Origin of the sequence: Catenulispora sp. MAP12-49, from assembly GCF_041262705.1 — a bacterium.
Classification (GTDB): Bacteria; Actinomycetota; Actinomycetes; order Streptomycetales; family Catenulisporaceae; genus Catenulispora.
Window position 1 is genome coordinate 25,306 of the sequence record NZ_JBGCCP010000034.1, and the last position, 18,611, is coordinate 43,916.

General features: G+C 70.9%; 20 protein-coding genes. 8 read left to right on the forward strand and 12 right to left on the reverse strand.

Features of this window, described 5'->3' with window-relative positions; translation table 11 throughout:
• Nucleotides 1–43: 43 nt before the first annotated feature.
• The gene (nagB, locus tag ABIA35_RS39200) at nucleotides 44–826 is read right to left on the reverse strand and encodes a glucosamine-6-phosphate deaminase (RefSeq protein ID WP_370361297.1); all 783 of its coding nucleotides are present in this window, start codon (nucleotides 824–826) and stop codon (nucleotides 44–46) included.
• Nucleotides 827–1,035: 209 nt separating this feature from the next.
• On the opposite strand from nagB, the gene ABIA35_RS39205 reads away from it, so the two are divergent.
• Nucleotides 1,036–1,569: a hypothetical protein gene (locus ABIA35_RS39205; protein ID WP_370361298.1), complete on the forward strand. Its 534-nt coding sequence runs from the start codon at nucleotides 1,036–1,038 to the stop codon at nucleotides 1,567–1,569.
• Between the two features lie 26 nt (nucleotides 1,570–1,595).
• Here the strand turns inward: ABIA35_RS39205 and ABIA35_RS39210 are convergent, their stop codons facing one another.
• A complete protein-coding gene (locus ABIA35_RS39210) occupies nucleotides 1,596–2,456 on the reverse strand; it encodes an NAD(P)H-binding protein (RefSeq protein WP_370361299.1) in 861 nt (286 codons plus the stop codon).
• 137 nt (nucleotides 2,457–2,593) lie between these two features.
• Here ABIA35_RS39210 and ABIA35_RS39215 point away from each other — a divergent pair, with 137 nt between their 5' ends.
• Nucleotides 2,594–3,001 (forward strand): MarR family winged helix-turn-helix transcriptional regulator, encoded by a 408-nt coding sequence (locus ABIA35_RS39215; RefSeq protein WP_370340930.1) that lies wholly within the window; start codon nucleotides 2,594–2,596, stop codon nucleotides 2,999–3,001.
• A 269-nt stretch (nucleotides 3,002–3,270) separates the two neighbouring features.
• On the opposite strand, the gene ABIA35_RS39220 is transcribed toward ABIA35_RS39215, so the two are convergent.
• The 8 genes from ABIA35_RS39220 to ABIA35_RS39255 form a co-directional block, all read right to left on the reverse strand.
• Complete coding sequence (locus ABIA35_RS39220; protein ID WP_370361300.1) at nucleotides 3,271–4,383, reverse strand: glycosyltransferase; 1,113 nt, start codon at nucleotides 4,381–4,383, stop codon at nucleotides 3,271–3,273.
• Between the two features lie 213 nt (nucleotides 4,384–4,596).
• On the reverse strand, nucleotides 4,597–5,847 hold the full coding sequence (locus ABIA35_RS39225) for a peptidase S8 (RefSeq protein ID WP_370361301.1): 1,251 nt from the start codon (nucleotides 5,845–5,847) through the stop codon (nucleotides 4,597–4,599).
• Between the two features lie 305 nt (nucleotides 5,848–6,152).
• Nucleotides 6,153–7,223: a M56 family metallopeptidase gene (locus ABIA35_RS39230; protein ID WP_370361302.1), complete on the reverse strand. Its 1,071-nt coding sequence runs from the start codon at nucleotides 7,221–7,223 to the stop codon at nucleotides 6,153–6,155.
• 343 nt (nucleotides 7,224–7,566) lie between these two features.
• Nucleotides 7,567–8,070: a flavin reductase family protein gene (locus ABIA35_RS39235; protein WP_370340911.1), complete on the reverse strand. Its 504-nt coding sequence runs from the start codon at nucleotides 8,068–8,070 to the stop codon at nucleotides 7,567–7,569.
• Nucleotides 8,063–8,752, reverse strand: a complete 690-nt coding sequence (locus ABIA35_RS39240) for a nicotinamide riboside transporter PnuC (RefSeq protein ID WP_370361303.1) — start codon at nucleotides 8,750–8,752, stop codon at nucleotides 8,063–8,065. The genes ABIA35_RS39235 and ABIA35_RS39240 overlap by 8 nt, the downstream gene beginning before the upstream one ends.
• Nucleotides 8,753–8,840: 88 nt before the next feature.
• Nucleotides 8,841–9,314 carry a riboflavin kinase gene (locus ABIA35_RS39245; protein ID WP_370361304.1) on the reverse strand — a complete coding sequence of 158 codons (474 nt, stop codon included), beginning with the start codon at nucleotides 9,312–9,314 and terminating at the stop codon, nucleotides 8,841–8,843.
• A 6-nt stretch (nucleotides 9,315–9,320) separates the two neighbouring features.
• Nucleotides 9,321–10,685, reverse strand: coding sequence for an NtaA/DmoA family FMN-dependent monooxygenase (locus ABIA35_RS39250; RefSeq protein ID WP_370344688.1), 1,365 nt, complete (start codon nucleotides 10,683–10,685; stop codon nucleotides 9,321–9,323).
• Nucleotides 10,682–11,665 (reverse strand): ribokinase, encoded by a 984-nt coding sequence (locus ABIA35_RS39255; protein WP_370361305.1) that lies wholly within the window; start codon nucleotides 11,663–11,665, stop codon nucleotides 10,682–10,684. The genes ABIA35_RS39250 and ABIA35_RS39255 overlap by 4 nt, the downstream gene beginning before the upstream one ends.
• Before the next feature lie 100 nt (nucleotides 11,666–11,765).
• Here ABIA35_RS39255 and ABIA35_RS39260 point away from each other — a divergent pair, with 100 nt between their 5' ends.
• Nucleotides 11,766–12,761 carry a LacI family DNA-binding transcriptional regulator gene (locus tag ABIA35_RS39260; protein ID WP_370344690.1) on the forward strand — a complete coding sequence of 332 codons (996 nt, stop codon included), beginning with the start codon at nucleotides 11,766–11,768 and terminating at the stop codon, nucleotides 12,759–12,761.
• A gap of 13 nt (nucleotides 12,762–12,774) precedes the next feature.
• Here ABIA35_RS39260 and ABIA35_RS39265 read toward each other — a convergent pair whose 3' ends face one another.
• Nucleotides 12,775–13,500: a helix-turn-helix transcriptional regulator gene (locus tag ABIA35_RS39265; RefSeq protein ID WP_370361306.1), complete on the reverse strand. Its 726-nt coding sequence runs from the start codon at nucleotides 13,498–13,500 to the stop codon at nucleotides 12,775–12,777.
• On the opposite strand from ABIA35_RS39265, the gene ABIA35_RS39270 reads away from it, so the two are divergent.
• Complete coding sequence (locus tag ABIA35_RS39270; protein ID WP_370361307.1) at nucleotides 13,489–13,794, forward strand: alpha/beta hydrolase; 306 nt, start codon at nucleotides 13,489–13,491, stop codon at nucleotides 13,792–13,794. The genes ABIA35_RS39265 and ABIA35_RS39270 overlap by 12 nt on opposite strands.
• 47 nt (nucleotides 13,795–13,841) lie before the next feature.
• On the opposite strand, the gene ABIA35_RS39275 is transcribed toward ABIA35_RS39270, so the two are convergent.
• Nucleotides 13,842–14,675, reverse strand: coding sequence for a LysR family transcriptional regulator (locus ABIA35_RS39275; protein ID WP_370361308.1), 834 nt, complete (start codon nucleotides 14,673–14,675; stop codon nucleotides 13,842–13,844).
• A gap of 84 nt (nucleotides 14,676–14,759) precedes the next feature.
• Here ABIA35_RS39275 and ABIA35_RS39280 point away from each other — a divergent pair, with 84 nt between their 5' ends.
• The 4 genes from ABIA35_RS39280 (at nucleotide 14,760) to ABIA35_RS39295 (ending at nucleotide 18,607) form a co-directional block, all read left to right on the forward strand.
• A complete protein-coding gene (locus tag ABIA35_RS39280) occupies nucleotides 14,760–15,731 on the forward strand; it encodes a PhzF family phenazine biosynthesis protein (RefSeq protein ID WP_370361309.1) in 972 nt (323 codons plus the stop codon).
• On the forward strand, nucleotides 15,728–16,750 hold the full coding sequence (locus ABIA35_RS39285) for an ornithine cyclodeaminase family protein (RefSeq protein WP_370361310.1): 1,023 nt from the start codon (nucleotides 15,728–15,730) through the stop codon (nucleotides 16,748–16,750). The genes ABIA35_RS39280 and ABIA35_RS39285 overlap by 4 nt, the downstream gene beginning before the upstream one ends.
• Before the next feature lie 66 nt (nucleotides 16,751–16,816).
• The gene (locus ABIA35_RS39290) at nucleotides 16,817–18,106 is read left to right on the forward strand and encodes a D-arabinono-1,4-lactone oxidase (protein ID WP_370344695.1); all 1,290 of its coding nucleotides are present in this window, start codon (nucleotides 16,817–16,819) and stop codon (nucleotides 18,104–18,106) included.
• 84 nt (nucleotides 18,107–18,190) lie between these two features.
• A complete protein-coding gene (locus tag ABIA35_RS39295; RefSeq protein ID WP_370344696.1) occupies nucleotides 18,191–18,607 on the forward strand; it encodes a CBS domain-containing protein in 417 nt (138 codons plus the stop codon).
• Nucleotides 18,608–18,611: the final 4 nt, after the last annotated feature.

Below are 18,611 nucleotides of genomic sequence, written 5' to 3' on the forward strand. Positions count from 1 at the left end.
CACCGCCCCTTTCCCGGCTCGGAGCCGGTTCGGGCTTGAGGAATCAGATCCCCTGCCACGCCGGCTTCGAGGCGAAGGTCGCCTTGTAGTAGTCCGTCAGCTTCAGCTGCTGTGCGGCAGCCTCGTCCACGACCACCGTAGCGTGCGCGTGCAGTTGCAGCGCCGAGGCCGGCACCATGCTGGACACCGGTCCCTCCACCGTCGCCGCGACCGCCTCGGCCTTGCCCGCGCCGGTGGCCAGCAGCACCAGGTGCCGGGCCTGCAGGATGGTGCCTATGCCCTGGGTGATGACGTGCCGGGGCACCTCGTCCAGGCCGTTGAAGAACCGGGCGTTGTCCACCCGGGTGCGCTCCGTCAGGGTTTTGATACGGGTGCGGGAGGCCAGCGAGGAGACCGGCTCGTTGAAGCCGATGTGGCCGTCGGTGCCGATGCCCAGCAGCTGCAGGTCCACGCCGCCGGCGTCGGCGAGCTGCTGCTCGTACGCCGCGCACGCGGCCGGCAGGTCCTCGGCGCCGCCGTCCGGGCCCAGGAACGCCTCGTCGCCGATCCCCAGCGGCGCCAGCACCTCGCGCTTGAGGACCTCGCGGTAGGACTCCGGGTGCCCGGCCGGCAACCCGACGTATTCATCGAGCTGGCACACCTTCAGCCGGCTCACGTCGACCTGGCCGGCGGCGGCCTTCGCGGCCAGCGCCTGGTAGACCGGCAGCGGCGTGGAACCGGTGGCGACGCCGAACAGCGCGTCGGGCTTGCGGGCGATCAGGCCGGCGACGGCCGAGGCGACGAGTTCGCCCTGAGCTGCGGCGTCCGCGACGATGACGACTTCCATGGCGACCCCTGGTTCTGGCTGGCACTGACGGTCGATGACGGTGGTGCTGCGTGTCGGAATGGTCTAGAGCATTGGTATAGACCAACCGTACCGGAAGTGCGGGCAGGGCTGTGCGGCCGGGATGTTACAGCCCGGCCAACCGTCCAGGGCCGCCCGATGACGGCAGAGCCACCCTTTCCGGGCGCGGGGACCCCTGTTACGGTCCCCGGATGGCAAACCGTTCCCACCTGTACGCAGCGAACACGCTGCCCACCGGCGAGGGCCGCCCCGATGCGATCGTGGGCATCTCCGAGCACAACTGGAGCATCCCGCTGGCCCACCTGCTCCTGGTCAGCTACGACACCCGCGTCGTCCCCTCGATGATCTGGGACCAGCGCAGCGGTGTGGCCGGGGACTACGAGCGCGGGGCGGCGCTGCTGATGGACCTGCTGCGGGTCGTGGGGGAGGGGGTCGAGGAGACCCAGGACTTCGAGTCGGTGGTCGCGACCACGAAGGCTCAACTGGACAAGCAGCGCGCCAAGTACTTCCTGCTGGAGGCCGGCGCGATCCTCGACCTGGAGGACGAGCCCGCCGAGACCGCCATGGACCGCCTCGTCGCGCAGCACATCCCCGATCTGGCCGCGCACGCCGAGGCCGCCATCGCGGGCGAGAACGCCGACTGGCTCGCCGTCGCGCGGGGGCGGTGGCGCGAGAACTTCTACTCGTTCTACAACGACACGCTGTACTACTCGTTCGATTCATAGCGGTGGCGCCTCGTAGTGGTAGCGCGTCATAGCGGCGGGTCGGTTTCCTGGTCGAAGCCCGCACGGTTCTCCATGACCCACTCCCGCAGCGGCCGTGCCGGTCGCCCGGTGATCCGCTCCACGGCGTTCGTGAGCGGCGCGGGCCGGCCTACCGAGGCTGCGGCGCTGTCCAGCAGCGACTCCAGGATTTCCGCCCGCATCCACGCTTCGCGGCGTGCCAGCGCGTCCTCGCGGCTGATCTCACGGACGGGGATCGAGCGGCCCAGCGCCGCGCCGACCGTGGCGACCGCCTCGTCCAGCCGCAGGGATTCCGGTCCGGTCAGGATCTGCATCCGGCTGCGATGGGTGTCGTGCAGGAGCAGTTCGACGGCGGCCTCCGCGACGTCGTCCGGATGGATCGGGACGCACTGCGCCGCCGGATACGGAAGCTCCACCGGCTCTCCGGCCCGGATCGCGGCGCCCCAGTCGCGGCGCGCGTTCGTCGCCAGCCAGCTGGGATACAGGATGGTGTGGTCGAGGCCTGATTCGGCGACCGCCTGCTCGGCCGCGCGGTGGATCCGGCCGATGGGCCCGCGGAATTCGGCCGCCTCGTAGGACGCCGGCGAGGACAGGAAAACGACGTGGCGTACCCCGGCCTCGCGCGCCGTGTTCAGAAAGGGCGCCGCGCTGCCCCGGGTCGCGTAGAGGAAGACGGCGTCGACCCCTTTCACGGCGTCTTCGAAACCATCGGCGGCAGTCAGGTCGAGCTCCACGGTCTCGACGCCGTCAGGGACGCTCATCGTCCCGACATCCCTGGCCGACGCGCGGACCCGCTGCCCGGCGGCGTCCAGCCGCGCGACGACACGGCTTCCGATGTTCCCGCGCGCGCCGATCACGAGCACAGTCATGGCTGTGTCCCCCTGAGTACGATGACCAAGATTGGCCTGCAGGACAAAACATCTTTGGTTTCAAAGGTAAATGGAGGACGGCCGGCGTGTCCACCGAATCAGATCTCGAGGACGCAATCCGCGACCTGCTACTCCTGATGCCACGCCTGGTCGCCCGCGCGAAACGCATCCCCCCGCCTCAGGAACTCCGCGACCTCACCCTCGGCCCCCGCCACCTGTCGCTGCTGGTCTTCCTCCTGCTCGACGGCCCGATGACGGTCAACGACCTCGCCACCCGCCTCCAAGTCGCGCCCACCACCGCGAGCCTGGTGATCGCCGAGCTGAGCAGAAAAGGCGTCCTGGAGCGCACCGAGGACGACGCCGACCGCCGCCGCCGCATCGTCAGCATCACCCCCGCCGCGCAACCCGCGATCCAGGCCTGGCTCGCCCCCGGCGCCGAGGCCTGGCGGCGCGCTCTGGGGCCGCTGACGCCTGCGCAGCGCCGCACGGTCGTGGAGACGTTGTTGGCGTATGAGGCGGCTGTCGGGGAGTTGCGGGAGGCGTGAGGGTCGCTCAGAAAGGGCGCTGAGGGCTTGTTCGGGGGTGGGTGTTGCGTGCTGGCTGCGGTTCGAGCGTGGGTTTCAGGGCAGGCCGGGACAGAGGCGACCACAATTCGGACCCGCCACCCGCACGCAAGTCAGGCCCCCCACCGCAAACAACGATCGGGTCGCCCGGCGCCTTTGCCGGTCGGCGACCCGACCTCCAGCGATGAGACCTCGCGGGCTCATCGGAAAGCACTGATCTTCAGTAGGGCATCAAGACATCAAGGAGGTCATCAGATCTCGGTCGAGAGGTCGTTCAGCCAGCGTGCGTGCTGCAGGGTCGAGATGAGTGCGATGGTCGACTCCGCGCCCTGGTTCGGGTTCCGCGAGTCCTCGGCGAGGCCGTCGAAGCCGCCGCCGGTGCCCTCGTCGATCATCGGGATGCCGCTGTCGTTCACGCCGAGGAACCAGTCGATCGACATTCGTACGCCGGCCAGCCATGTGCGGTCGCCGGTCGCCGCGTAGGCGCGGACGCACGCGTCGGCGTAGGCGGCGGCCTCGATTGGCTGCTGATGGAACGCCGGGCGGGGGTCGCCGAGTGACCAGCCGCCGGCTGGGGTCGGTGACAGGTGTCCGTCGTGCGTCGACAGGGTGAGGAGCCATTCCAGCAGCCGGAGTCCGTCCTGGAGTAGGGATTCGTCGCCGGTGTACTGGCCGGCGGCGATGATGGCCTCGGGGAGGGCCGGGTCCCCGTACTCCAGGCGGGGTTCGGGCCAGGGCCAGGACGGGTCCGGGTTCGGGCGGCCGATGGTGTCGGCCGCGGCGGTGAGCAGGCTCAGTGCCGCCGGGTGGCCGGGGTGGGCTTCGGCGACTTCGGCGGCGCCGAGGGCGGCATAGGCCATGGCATGGTTCAGGCGGCTCTGCGGACCCAGGCCCGCGCGCAGCTTGGCGCCGTCGCCGAAGCGTTCCAGGGCCACGGCCCGGATCCACGGTGTCGGGCCGCGGTGCGCGGCCGTGCCCAGGGCCCACACGCCGCGTCCCCACCACTCGCCGGTCTCCGGCTCGTCGTGCCACACCCGGTCCAGGCCCATCCGGTTGTGGAATCCGCGTTCGCGGTCCTGGGCGTCGAGCAAGAAGGCGAGGTAGATCTCTGCCAGCCGTATCAGTTGCGGGGACGGGTCCGGTTCGCGGCACACCACGATCAGGCCGCGGGTCACGTCGTCCACGCAGTAGCCGTGCCACCGCTTGGGGATCGGGCCTCGGGCGTGCTCGAACAGTCCCGTGTCGTCGCTCATGCGCAGCAGGTGCGCGAACGACGGCTCCGGTATCGCCTTGGGAGGCAACTGGTGGAACCGTCGCAGCTCTTCGTCGGATGGTCTGGTGGCGAGATAGTCGTCGGTCGTCATCGGATCAGGATCCTTTCTGCCGAATTCGGGGCGATACCTGATTTTATTGAAATTAGGCGTTATCGGGGTGCCCCTCAAGGCCGCAGATCAGCAGTCGACGATCTGCTGTGACCGCGAACGCAAAGCGGCCCCGCCGTAAAGCGGGGCCGCTCGTTCAGCGCCGAACCATGTCACGCGGTGGCTGGGCTGTGCCGGCTGTCGACCGGCACGTCCTCAGCTGCCGGCGGTGAAGGCCGCGAGGCCGTTGGGGGTGCCCAGGCCCGTGGGGCCGTCGTAGCCCTGGCCGGCGGTGCAGTAGTAGCTCGGGGAGCAGGTCCCGTTGCTGCCGCTGGTCACGTCGTTCAGGTTCGAGGTGTGGGCGTAGGGATACGACGCCGGGACGTCGTTGCCGCCGGGGGTGCCGGCCAGCGCGTAGACCGAGGCGATGATCGGCGAGGCCGCCGAGGTGCCGCCGTAGACGGCCCAGCCGTTGCCGCCGTAGGTCTGGTAGACCGCGACGCCGGTGGCCGGGTCGGCGACCGCTGCCACGTCCGCGACCATGCGGTTGGTGCAGCCGGTGTCGGTCTGCCACGAGGGCTTGGTCTCGTCCTGCGAGCAGCCCGAGCCGGTGCCCTCGCTGTCGCTGGTCTCCCACACCGACTCGCTCCAGCCGCGGCTGCTGGAGTCCTTGGTCAGCGAGGTGCCGCCGACCGCGGTGACGAACGGGGAGGAGGCCGGGTACTCGGTGCCGGCGGAGTAGGCACCGTCGCCGGAGGAGGCGGTGATGGCCACGCCCGGGTGGTTGAAGTAGCTCGAGTCCGACTGGGCCTCGGAGCCGTCCTCGTTGCCGCCGTAGCTGTTGGAGACGTACTTCGCGCCCTGGCTCACGGCCTGGTTCACCGCGGTGCCCAGGTCCGACATGCTCGCCGAGCTGGCCTCGACCAGCAGGATGTGGCAGCCCGGGCAGGTCGCCGAGACCATGTCCAGGTCCAGCGAGATCTCGCCGGCCCAGCCGCTGTCGGCGCTCGGGTAGTTGGTGCTGCCGTCCTGGGCGATCTTGGAGAAGCAGCCGTTGGCGGTGCTGCACTCCGGCAGGCCGTAGGTCGAACGGTAGGTCGCCAGGTCGGACTCCGCGTTCGGGTCGTCCTGGGCGTCCACGATCGCGACGGTCTGGCCCGAGCCGCCGTTGGCGGGCAGCGAGTAGGCGCTGTCCAGGTCGGCCGGACCGAAGCCCGAGGGCAGACCGTTCGCCGCCATGGCGTGGGCCTTCTTGTCAGTGCGCTTCAACGCGAAACACGTGGCGTAACCGGGCTTGACGGCCTGGCTGCAGCTGTGGACCGAGGTGGGGCCGGCCGCTGCGGACGAGGACGACGGAGCCGCCTGGGCGACCGCGGCGCCCATGGTTATCAGACCGGCGACGCCCAGGAGGGCGGCGGCGGCACGCGGCGTTGCGCGCCCCCGCTTCTTCCGTGTGAGCTGGAACACTCTTGCTCCTTGTCGTGGGACGAGGGGTGGCGGTACGGATCAAGGGCAGCGCTGAGCCGGATCACGGCTCGCAACACCTTGATCAGTGTTAGTACTATCGCGGACAGTAGCCGGGGCGATAAAGGGCGACAGCGGCAAAGTTTCTGTAAAGCCTCTATGGGGAAAACCCTTGCAGAACCCTGGAAAAGCCGTGAGAAAGTTGTTCTCTACCAGGTCAGAGGCGTGAGTGATCGCCGGGATAAGCCTTCTGGCATGTCGAATCAGCGTTAGTAGCAGCCCATTTGGCCTATATCGAACGCGACCGATTACCCGGCTGAAGAATCGACAAACGTGTCCGTCGAAAAGGTCGCGAATGAGGGGGATTCGACCCACGAGGGCGCGGTGGCCGACGGCGGCAGCGCCAGCGACAGCGCGTCGCCGTCCTTGTCCGGCGGGCAGCCGTGGATCACGGTCGCCACGGACAGGGCGGTCAGCAGCAGCGGCACGATGATCAGCAGGGCCGAGCCGAGCGCCCCCAGAGCCAGTCCGCGCCGGCCGATCTTGCGGTGCGCCAGCCGCGTCACGCGCGAGGACGCCGCCGGGCGCCGGTCGATCCCGACGCCGAGGGCGAACCCCGGCGCGGCGCCCGCGCCGCCGGCGCCCAGGACGGCCAGCGCCGAGACCAGGGCCACGGTCCCGCTTCGGCGGACCGCGGCGTCGTCGGCGATGAACTCCACCAGGTGCCGGGTCTCCTGCTCGACCAGGGCCAGCAGCCGGATCCGCGGTGCGGTGCGGTGGATCGCGTGGGCGAAGGCGACGGCGAAGTGGTGCCGGCCGGTCAGGTGCGCCCGCTCGTGCGCCAGCACCGCGCCGAGCTGGGAGGGCGACAGGCGGGTCAGGGCACTGCTGGTGATCACGATGGTGCCGGGGCGGCCGGGCAGGCAGTAGCAGCCGGGCTCGTCGTGCTCCAGCACCAGCACGCCGAGTTCCTCGTCCCGCCGGGCCAGGATCCGCAGGACCGCGATGTGCTTGCGCCGGGTCCGCCACGCGGAAAGGAACGTCGCCGCCATGCAGAAGCCGATCCGCAGCACCAGCGCGGTCGCCGCGACCAGCCCGAACCAGCCCAGGAACGGGCCGACCGGCGAGTCGTCGTTGATCGGCAGCTGGTCGGCGCAGCGGTCGATCTGCGGGTCCACCCGCGACAGCGTGTCGATCAGGGTCAGGCCGAGCGCCAGCCCCGCGGTCGCCGCGGCGGTCAGGAAGGAGCAGGTGACCACCTGGAGCATCACCACGGTCAGCCGCGGCAGCCGCTCGGTGGGCCAGGCCCGGGTCAGGAATCGCGGGCCCAGCAGCGCCAGCAGGAGTGCGTAGGAACCCAGGATGAGTGCGGCGATCACGGAGCGGCGTCCCGGGCATCGTGCGCCAAGGCGGGGCGGTGCGGATGCAAAGTCCGCTCAGGAACCGGCCGGACCGGTGCTCCGGGCCGCCGCGTGGGCTTCAGCCCGGCTGCCGCTGTCGCTGCCGCTGCTGGTGTCCCTGCTGGTTGCCGAGCCGGCCGCGCGTCTCCCCTCGCCGCTTCCAGCCCCCCGAGCCCTCTCATCCCCGAGCGCGTTCCTCTCCCCGGTTCACCCGGTGTGCACGACCGTCCATGGCGAGACTAGTCGCGACGCCGTCTGGGGTGGAGAGTAGCGAACAGATCTGTGGGCGGAAACTGTCCCTCGCCGGATCCGGTGCTCAGGCTCAGCAGCTTGCGCGGTCGCGGGTCCAGACCAGCGCGCGGTTGCGCGCCTCCTGGTGGACGCGCTCCACGCGCAGCACGATGATCGAGTGGTCGCCGGCCGGGTAGTCGTGCACGGCGAAGCACTCCAGCCAGATCGGCGAGCCCTCCAGGAAGATCGCGCCGTTCTCGTTCTGGTGCCACGCGATGTCCGCCAGCCGCCCCGCGCTGTTGCGCGAGGCGAGCTGCCGGGTCTTGGACGCGTGGCTCTCGCCGAGCACCGACACCCCCAGGTGCGCCGCCCGGGCCAGGACCGGCCAGGTCGAGGACGTGCGCTGGATGGCGACGGAGACCAGCGGAGGCTCGTGGGAGACACCGACCGTGAAGGACGACACGATCATGGTGACCGGGGTGCCGTCGACCACGGCCCCGATCGCCGCGACCGTCGACGGGATGTCTCCGAAGACCTGCTGGATGTCGTCGGCGTCGTCGATGAAGTCGATGCGGTCGCCGTACTCCTCACGCATGGAGCGCTCCTTCCGGCTCGGGTTCGGGGCGGGGGCTGGGGGACGCAACGGCCTGGGTCCGGCTGCGCGAAGCCCAGTCCCGGATACCGGCCAGGACCATGAAGAAGAAGATCCCGTAGACGATGCCGGAGAAGTACAGGTGCGAGTGCACCGCCAGCGGCACGCCGACCAGGTCGACGGCCAGCCAGGCGAACCAGAACTCGACGTGGCGCCGGGCCTGGGAGTACATCGCGATGACGGTCCCGGTGAAGATCCACGCGTCGCACAGCACCATCCACCACGGCGCCCCGGGGTAGAACGACCAGTTCATCGCCTTCAGGAACGCGCCCAGCACCCCGGTGCCGATCACCATCGCCGCCATCAGCACCAGGCGCGCCGGCCACGAGGCCCAGCTCACCACGACCGTGCCCTCGTTCGCCTTGTTCCGCCGCCAGGTCGCCCAGCCCCACGTGGCCGCGACGATGATGATGATCTGCCGTCCGGCGTTGCCGGTGAGGTGCACGTTCAGGCTCGCCACCAGCAGGCAGATCGAGCCGAGGATCTGCACCGGCCAGGAGATGACCAGCCGCTTCAGCGCCAGGACCACGGTGAGCAGGGCGAAGATGTTGCCGATGAAGTCCGACCAGTAGACCGGGAGCCCGAAGAAGCTGAATTGGTGGTTGAGCCAATCGAACGCGTGCATGCGAATCTCCAGTGTTCCGTGGGTAGGAAGGGTCCCCGTTCGATGTGCGGCCGGCTCGTGGCTGAAGGCTCGGCCATTGCGTTCCCTGCTACGAACACGCGCGGAGTTCCTTTGCTGCGCGTGCCCTGTGTTCCTCGGTAAGCGTGGCCACGGTCCGTTCGACGTCCCCGGCGGCAGCGGCCACCAGGGCCTCGGCTGTCGGGAACCGGACCGTGTCGCGGAGCCGGGCGGCGAGCCAGACCACCACGCGTTCGCCATACAGGTCCGTGCTGAGGTCGTGGCAATAGACCTCGATGTGTACTTCGTCTCCGTCGCAGAACGTCGGGTTGGTCCCGACGCTCACCGTCACCGGATGCAGTGAGCCGGTGCTCAGCCGGGCCATCAGGCCCGCGTAGACCGCCGACTCCGGCAGTGGCTCCGTCGGTTTTGTCTGGTCCCTCTGGTCCGTCAGGTCGGGGGCGACGTTCGCCGTCGGGAAACCCAGCCGGCGTCCGCGGCCGGCGCCGTGCACGACGGTCCCGACCACTGTGCCCAGCCATCCGGCGGCGTCGCGCTCCCTCATGTCAGCTCACTGAGCCGCGTGCCGCTGGTGGCGGTGCGAGGCGGCGGGGTGGTTTCCCGGCAGCGTCGCCTGCGAGGACCCGGTGAGCCGCTCCCGCAGCGACTCCCCGTCGCGGTACTCCGTCGTGACGACTCCGCGCTGCCGCAGGATCGGCAGCACCGACTCGATGAAGTCGGTGGTCGAGGCCGGCTGCACCGTCGGCGACAGCAGGAAGCCGTCCAGGTCCGCGCCGTCGGCCAGCGCGCAGATCTGGTCGGCGATCTCCTCGGCGCTGCCGACGATCGGCTTGGCCCCGACGCCGTGCTTGTGCCAGTCCCGCAGGACGTCGCCGACCGTCTTGTCGGCGAAGCGCGCGAGCTGCGTCTGGGAGATCTCCGTGCTCAGCTCCGCCATCGGCGTGTCGTGCGAGTACGACGACAGGTCGATGCCGGTGAACATCGCGTAGCTCGCGACGGTGACCTCCGGCCGCTGCGCGTCCAGGATGCGCTGGTACCGCCGCTCGGCGTCGGCGGTGGTGGCCCCGACCACACACGCCAGCGCCGACATGACCTTCACGTCGTCGGCGTTCCGGCCGGCGTTCACCGCCTCGGCCCGGATGGCCGAGGTGTGCGCGCCGAGCTGCTCGGCCGACCCGCTGCCGATGAAGACGCACTCGCCGTGCCGTCCGGCCACGCGCCGTCCCGCCGGCGAGGCCCCGGCCTGGAAGAGCACCGGCGTGCCCTGCGGGGAGTAGGCGGTGTTGCCGTAGCCCTCGGAGCGGAAGTACTTGCCGGCGTGCTTGATCAGGTGCACGCGCTCGGGGTCGGCGAACCGGCCGTTCTTGTCCTTCTCCAGCGCGTCCGGCTCCCAGGCCCCCTCCCAGTACTTGTAGACGACCTCCAAGAACTCCTCGGCCATCGCATAGCGCTCGTCGTGCGCGACCATGTCCATCCCGAACGCCTTCACAGCGGTGTCAGCGGTTCCGGTGGTCACGATGTTCCAGCCGAGCCGGCCCTGCGAGAGCTGGTCCAGGGTGGCCATCCGGCGCGCGAACGAATACGGCGGCTCGACCAGCACCGATCCGGTGATGACCAGCCCGAGCTCGGAGGTGGCGGACAGCAGCGCCGCCGCGACGATAGCCGGGTCCAGCCGCGGCAGGTCCAGGCTCTCCTCGCTGGCGATCGCCGGCCGCGTGCCGCGCACCTCCGACCAGCCCCAGGCGTCGGCCAGGAACAGGAAGTCGAACTTCGCGTCCTCGCACAGCGCCGCGATCCGCTTCCAGTAGCCGAGCGTGTCGAACAGGTGCCGCTCGCTGTCCTGGTGCCGCCAGGTGGCCGTGCCGCCGGAGTTGGTCTGCGCGTTCTCGAAAAGTCCGAGCTTGAGGGTCTTCATCGGGTGTTCTCCTGCTGCTGTGCGAATTGGTCAACCTGCTGGGCAAATCGGTCAACGTCTGCGGCGGTGGGCATCGCGCTCTGCGCTCCCACGCCGGTCACGGACAGGGCCGCGGCCAGGACTGCGCGTTCGGCGGCGGTGCGCAGCGGCCGTCCCCGCGCCAGCGAGTCGGCCAGGGCGCCGCAGAACGTGTCCCCGGCGCCGACGGTGTCGACGGCGGTCACGCGCGGTGCCGGGATGTGGGTCGTCCCCTGCGAGTCCACCACGATCGCGCCGTCCGCGCCCAGCGTCACGACGAGCGCGCCGGCCGGCAGCACCTGGGCCGCCAACAGGTCCTCGAGCTCGCCGCGGGTGGCCGGGACCGGCGCGCCGAGCAGCGTGCACAGCTCGCCGAGGTTCGGGACGAGCACGTCCACGCGCTTGAGCACGTCGTCGCCGAACGCGTACGCCGGCGCCGGATTGAGGATCACGGTCACGCCCTGCGCCGCGGCCCGTGCGACGGCCGCCCCGGTCACCTCCGGCGGGATCTCCCCTTGCACCATCAGCACATCGCCGCTCGTGCCGAGCTCCGGGGGGAGGTCGGCGACGGTCAGCTCCTGGTTGGCGCCGCCGTCCAGCACGATCGTGTTCTCGCCGGCCTCGTCCACCGTGATCAGCGCCAGGCCGGTGCGGGTCCGGTCGGCGGTGACCACCCATCGGGTGTCCACGCCGTCCTTCTCGAGCGAGGCCAGGATGTCTTGCGCGTCGGCGCCGACCTTGGCGGCCAGCCGGACCCTGTGGGCCTTGTGGGCGCTGTGGCCACCGTGGGCCCCGCCGGCCCCGCCGCCCAGCCGCGCGGCGGCCACCGCCTGGTTCGCGCCCTTGCCGCCCAGACCCTCGCGCGAACCGACCGCGTGCACGGTCTCCCCGGGCCGCGGCAGGCCCCGCACCTGCAGGACCACGTCGCGGTTCACGGAGCCGACCACCGTGATCGACGCCATCTTCACCTCCCGGGAGATCGATTTCCCATACCCTGCATGATGTTCACCACACCGTCAAGTACCATCGACGCGAAACTTCCGTGAGGGAAAGGACGTCCCGGTGACGGCTCGTCTGGTCGACGTCGCCCAACTCGCGGGCGTCTCCCGTGCGACCGCCTCCCGGGTCATCGCCGGGACGCCGCGCAACGTGGCCCCCGAGCTCGTCGAGCGGGTCGAGCGCGCGGCCCGGGAGCTGGGATACCGGACCAACCCGTCGGCCAGGGCGCTGCGCACCGGGACCACCGGGACCTTCGGCGTGGTCGTGCCCTCGCTGGCGAACCCCTACTTCGTCCAGCTCATCGAGGCGCTGTCCCGCCGGGTGCGGGCCGGCGGCGGCGTGCTGGTGGTCTCCGACGCCGCCAACGCCCCGGACATCGAGGCCCGCGAGATCGACACGCTGGCCAACGGCAAGGTCGACGGCCTGATCGTGGTGCCGGTGACCACCGCGGCCTCCGGCGCGGCGATCCGGGCCGCGGCCTCGGTCCGGCCCGTCGTGCAGTTCGACCGCTGGGCCGATGGCGCCGGCACGGTCGCGCTGACCCTGGACAACCACGCGGCCATCAGCATGCTGATCGACCACCTGCGGGGCCTGGGCCGGGAGAAGATCGCGCTGGTCGCCGCCGAGCAGAGCTCGTCATCGGGCGCCGAGCGCTCGGCCGCCTTCGCCGACCGGTGCGGTGCGGACGGCCGCACCATCGTGCTGCCCTCGATCACCACCGACGCCGGCCGCAAGGCCGGACGCCGCGTGCTGAGGATGCGCGGCGACGTGGACGCCGTGGTGTGTGCCGCCGACGTGCTGGCGATCGGGCTGGTCAGCACGCTGAACCGGGCCGGCGTCGCGGTGCCCGCGGAGGTGGCCGTGACAGCGTTCGACGACACCGCGATCCTGGAGGTGCTCGACCCGCCGCTCACCTCGATCCGGCACCCGCTCGACGAGATGGCCGACCGTGCCATCGCGCTGTTGCACGCCGATCAGGCCGAGCGGGAGGAGCGCGTCGAGCGCTTCGCTCCGGAGCTGGTGGTCCGGGCGTCGAGCGGGACAGTGCAAGAGCACTGATACCGACGGGCGACTATGCCCCAGCGCTCACATGCGTGTCAGACCACTGCAAGAGGAACTGCAGCGCCTTCTCCGACTCCGTGTCGGGCTCCGCGGTGAACACGATCAGCTTCTGATCGGGGTTCGTGTCCACGGAGAACTGCTGCACATCCAGGTCCATCGTCCCGGCGATCGGATGGTTGTAGGTCTTCACCAACTGGCCCGGTCCCCGCACCTGATGCGTGGCCCACCATGTCCGGAAATCCTTGTCCCGCACGCTCAACTCCCCGACGAGTGCGTTCAGCGCGGGATCGTCGGGCCGGCTCCCGGCCTCCATGCGCAGCGTCGCCACGCAGTTCTTGCCGGCGCGCGGCCAGTCGCCGTAGAGCGTGCGGAAGGACTCGTCCAGGAACGTCAGCCAGATCATGTTCCGCCGCCCCGGCGGCAGCGCGCTGAAATCGGCCAGCAGACCGGCGCCGCCGCGGTTCCAGGCCAGCACGTCCATGCGGTGGTTGACCACGATCGCGGGGACGTCGGTCATGAGGTCCAGCAGCCGCTGCAACCGCGGGGCCGCCCCGGACTGGCTTGGACGGCGCGTCGGCGCGCTCTGTGTGAGGTCGGCGACCGTGAACAGGTACGCACGCTCGTCGGGTGCCAGCTGCAGGGCGTCGGCGAGGGCCTCCAGCACGGTGCGCGAGACCCGGTTCGTGCGGCCCTGCTCCAGCCGCACGATGTAGTCCACGCTCACGTGCGCCAGCATCGCCAGTTCCTCGCGGCGCAGGCCCGGGACGCGGCGCAGGCGCCCGTCGTCGGGCATCCCAGCGTCGACCGCATCGCGACCTTCGACGGCCTGGCCACCGTCAGCCTCATCGCCCCGCGGCCGCTGCTGCTGATCGCCGGCCGCCAGGCCATCACGTCCTGGATGAGCGTCCAGGCCTACCAGAGCGCCGGCGGCCCGAAGGAACTGCACTGGATCGACGGCGCCTCGCACGTCGACCTGTACGACAAGGACGAGTACGTCACCCCGGCCGTCGCCAAGCTCGCCGAGTTCTAGCCGGCGCACCTGGCCGCGGCGTAGACGATCCGTGCACCTGGACAACGCTAGACGACGCCCCGGAGCACCGCCTCCACCGCGTCGATCAAGGGATCGCCGGCCGTCCGTGAGTGCCGGACCAGTCCGAGCACGACATCCGGCAGGACGGGGAGCAGGGCGGCGTCGTCCACCGCGCTCATCCCGGCCTCGATGTTCGCCGGCAGCAGCGCCGCCGCCCCGAGACCCGCGCGGACGGCGGCGTGGACGCCGGCGAGTCCGGTGCTCTCGAAGGCGACGCGCCACGGTCGTCCGACGGCGTCAAGCGCGGAGAGCACCGGGGCACGCCACCCGCACGGCTGCGAGAACAGCACCAGCGGGAGCGGATCGGCGCGCAGATCGAGCCCAGTGCCGACGGCCCACGTGAGCGGGAGCCGTACCGACCAGCGCGGTGGTTCGGGCAGGTAGTCCGGATCGCACAGCGCGATGTGGATCCGGCCCGCGTCGAACGCCTCCCGCATCGCCGGGCCGGGGCCGCTGAAGACCTCCAGCGTCGCCTCGGGATGCAGGCGGCCGAAGTCGGCGAGGGCCTGCGGCAGGCGGGCCGCGGCCAGGTCCTCGATCAGGCCGACGCCGCAGTGCCCGGCCAGCGAGGTCCGGGTGGCGTGCAGCGCCTGCGCCGACAGCGCGAGGATCCGTTCGGCATACGGCAGAAGGGATTCCCCGGCCGGCGTCAGGCTCACGCCGGTCGCGGCGCGGTGCAGCAGGGGCTGTCCGGTCCGCCGCTCCAGCTTGCGGAGCTGCTGGCTGAGCGCGGGCTGGGTCTGGCCGAGAACCTGCGCGGCGCGGCTGATGCTGCCCGCGCGCACCGCGGTGACGAACGCCCGGAGCAAGCCGGTTTCCAAGTCCTGGACCATAAGCAATTCTTATACGAGGGGGTCCAAGTTGGCCAGTTCCTTTGAACTCGGCGGCCGCGTAGCGTCGCGATCATGCAGGACAGCCAGTACTCCCAGTACTCCCACTACTTCCATGTCGACGTCTTCACGTCGCAGCCCTACTCGGGCAACAGCCTCGCCGTCTTCGCGGACGCGTCCGGACTCACCGGCGATCAGATGGCCCGGATCACCCGCGAACTGCGGCACTTCGAATCGATCTTCCTGGTCCCGGACGGCGACGGCGCCGATTCCGATGTCGATGCCAATGCCAATGCCAATGCCAATGCCGATTCCGATTCCGATTCCGACGTCCACCGCCGGCAGGCCCGCGTCTTCGACCTCTTCGAGGAACTGGACTTCGCCGGGCATCCGGTCCTCGGCGCGGCCTGCGTTCTGCACGAACTGCACGGCGGCGGCGCTCCGGAGACCTGGACCATCGGCCTTCCGGCGCGCACCGTCCGCATCACCACCGAGCGCCGCGCGTCCGGCCACTATTCAGCCGTGCTGGATCAGGGCCGCGCCGAGTTCTTCAGCGAGCCGGCGATACCGGCCATACCGGCCGACGCGGCCGCGTGGTTCGGCCTGGCCGAGAAGGACCTCGATCCCGGACTTCCGCCGCAGGTCGTGTCCACCGGTCTGCGCTACCTGATCCTGCCGGTCCGCAGTGGCGTGCTCGAACAGGCCCGGATCGTGGTACCAGACCTCGAACAGCAGCTCTCAGCGATCGGAGCGCAGTTCGCCTACCTGCTGGACGCGGCGGCCATGGAAGGCCGGCACTGGAACAACGACGGCGTCGTCGAGGACGTGGCCACGGGCAGTGCGGCCGGCTGCGTCGCCGCCTACCTGCGCCGCCACGACCGGCTCGGAGACGGCGAGACGGCCACCCTTCATCAGGGACGCTTCCTCGGCCGTCCCAGCACGATCACGATCCGGGCCCACGGCGGCGGGACCGGCGTGTCGTCGGTCGAAGTGGGCGCCGACGTGGTCCTCGTCGGCCGGGGCACGCTCGATCGGATCCCGGAATGAGCGGCGCGTCGGTGGCCGGGATGGTCTCGTTCGAGCCCGACGCGATCCGCGCGGCGATCGGCTTCGAAGACCTGATCGAGCCGGTCGCGCGCGCCTTCGCCGACTACAGCCGGAAAGTGGGGGAGTCCCCGGTTTCGGTGTTCGCGCCCGCCGGGCCGGACGGCGACGTGCACGTCAAGTCCGCATGGCTGCCCGGCTCGCCGGTGTTCGTCGTCAAGGTGGGCAGCTGGTTCGCCGGCCATGGCGCGAGCGGCGTGATCATGGCCTTCGACTCGGGGACCGGCGAGCCGGTGGCGTTGCTCCGTGACGGCCACCATCTCTCCGACGTACGGACCGCGGCGGCCGGTGCGCTGGCCACGCGGCTGTTGGCCCGGGAGGACAGCACCTCGGTCGGAGTGCTGGGCACCGGGGTGCAGGCGTACCTCCAGGTGCTGGCCGCGGCTGCGGAGCGTCCGGTGGCGTCGGTGCGGATCTGGGGCCGGCGAGAGGAGTCCGCACAGCGCGTGGCTGCGGCGCTTCGGCGGCGCCTGGACGGAGTCGACGTCCTAGTCGTACCTACAGCGCGAGATGCCTGTGCGGGTGTTGATGTCCTGATCACGGCGACGGCTGCCACGCAGCCGCTGGTCGAGGCCGAGTGGCTGGCGCCGGGAACACATGTGACCTCCATGGGCGCGGACGACGCGGGCAAGGCCGAACTCGCTCCCGGCTGTATCGCGCGTGCCGACCTGGTGGTCGTGGACAGCAGGGACCTGACCGCCCTGTATGGCGATCTCGCGTATGCGCACCGCGCGGGGGTGCGACCGAAGGTGGCGCCGATCGAACTCGGCGAGCTCATCAGCGGGCAGACGCCGGGCCGTTCCGCCGATGAGCAGATCACCGTGTGCAAGCTGATCGGGTTGGGCGTGCAGGACCTCGCGGCGGCGAACGTCACGCTGGAGCGCTTGGCCGGCGGCCCGGACGGATCCGCTGCCGCCCTCGGGCGTCAGCCGGCCGGCGCACTGGACCTGTCCTGGCGTTGACATCCGGGTCCGCGGCGTGACTCGATGGTCGGCGATGTTACCGAGAACACCGGGAGATCTCGACCGATGAGCGAACAGATCCGCAACTGGGCTGGGAACGTCGTCTTCCACCCCGCCCGGAGCCATCATCCGGCCTCGCTCGACGAGGTGCGGCGGATCGTGGCCGGGGCGCGGTCGGTGCGGGTGCTCGGGACCGGGCACTCGTTCAACCGGCTCGCCGACACCGACACCGGCAGCGACGGTGGCAGCGACGGCGACCTCGTCGTGCTCGACGCGCTGCCGGCCGAGGCGCGGGTCGACGCGGACGCGGGCACGGCGACCGTCTCGGCGGGCATGCGGCTGGCGGATCTCGCGGCGCGGTTGCACGCCGCGGGGTTCGCCCTGGCCGCGCTGCCCTCGCTTCCGCACATCTCGCTGGCCGGTGCCTGCGCCACCGGCACACACGGTTCGGGGGACCGGAATCAGGGCCTTGCGGCGCTGGTGCGGGGGATGCGGCTGGTCGGGCCGGACGGCGGTGTCGTCGAGCTGACGCGGGGCGACACGCCGGACTTCGACGGCTCCGTGGTGGGGCTCGGGGCGGTCGGGGTGGTCACGCGGATGACGGTCGATGTGGTGCCCACGTTCGATGTCGCGCAGTTCGTGTACGAGGGCATTGCGATGCGAGAGCTGATCGCCCGGTTCGAGGAGGTCTTCTCGGCGGGATACAGCGTCAGCGGCTTCACGGAATGGCGGGGCGAGGCGTCGGTCTGGGTGAAGGCCAAGGTGGCCGGGGACGGATCGGAGCCTGCTCGGCCCGACGACGGCTGGTTGGGCGGCCGGCTCGCGACGCGTGCCGCGCACCCGATCCCCGGCATGTCCGCTGAGAACTGCACCGAGCAGCTGGGCGTCCCGGGGCCCTGGCACGAGCGGCTGCCGCACTTCCGCCCCGGCTTCACCCCGAGCAGCGGCGCCGAACTCCAATCAGAGTTCTTCGTTGCCCGGTCGCGGGCCGCCGAGGCGCTCGACGCGGTGCGCGAACTGGGACCGCTCCTCGCCCCGGTGGTGCAGATCTCCGAGATCCGGACCGTCGCCGCCGACGAGCTGTGGCTCAGCCCGGCCTACCGGCGGGACAGCGTGGCGATCCACTTCACGTGGGTCGCGGACCGCGCCGCCGTGGAGCCGGCCCTCGCGGCGGTCCAGGGGGTGCTGATGCCGCTGGGGGCGCGCCCGCACTGGGGAAAGGTGTTCTCGGGCGGGCCGGCGGCGGCGATCGCGGGGTACGAGCGGGCCGGCGACTTCCGGGCGCTGCTGGAGCGGCGCGATCCCGACGGGAAGTTCCGCAACGAGTTCGTGCGGCGGTTGCTCGCGGCGGTGTGATCGCGGCTCCGGTGGCGCGTTGCCGCCTGTGGTGACCACGATGGAGGTGGCAGTCCCGACGGGGCCGAGCCCAGGGAGGCGATCATGACCACTGCCAAGGACATCATGCATCCCGGTGCCCAGTGGATCTACCGCGAGGAGACCCTGGACCGCGCCGCCGAGCTGATGCGCGGCCTCGACGTCGGCGCGCTGCCGGTCAGCGACCAGAACGAGCGCCTGTGCGGCATCATCACCGACCGCGACATCGTGGTGAAGTGCGTGGCCCTGGGCCACGACCCCGCGAAGACCACCTGCGCCGACCTCTGCGAGGGCACCCCGCGCTGGGTGGATGTCGACACCGACGTCGCCGACGTGCTGCACGAGATGGAGAACCGCCGCATCCGCCGCATGCCGGTGGTGGAGAACAAGCGGCTGGTCGGCATGATCAGCGAGGCGGACTTGGCGGCGCACCTGAGCGAGCGGCAGTTGGGTGAGTTCGTCGAGCGGATCTGCGCGGGGTAGCGCG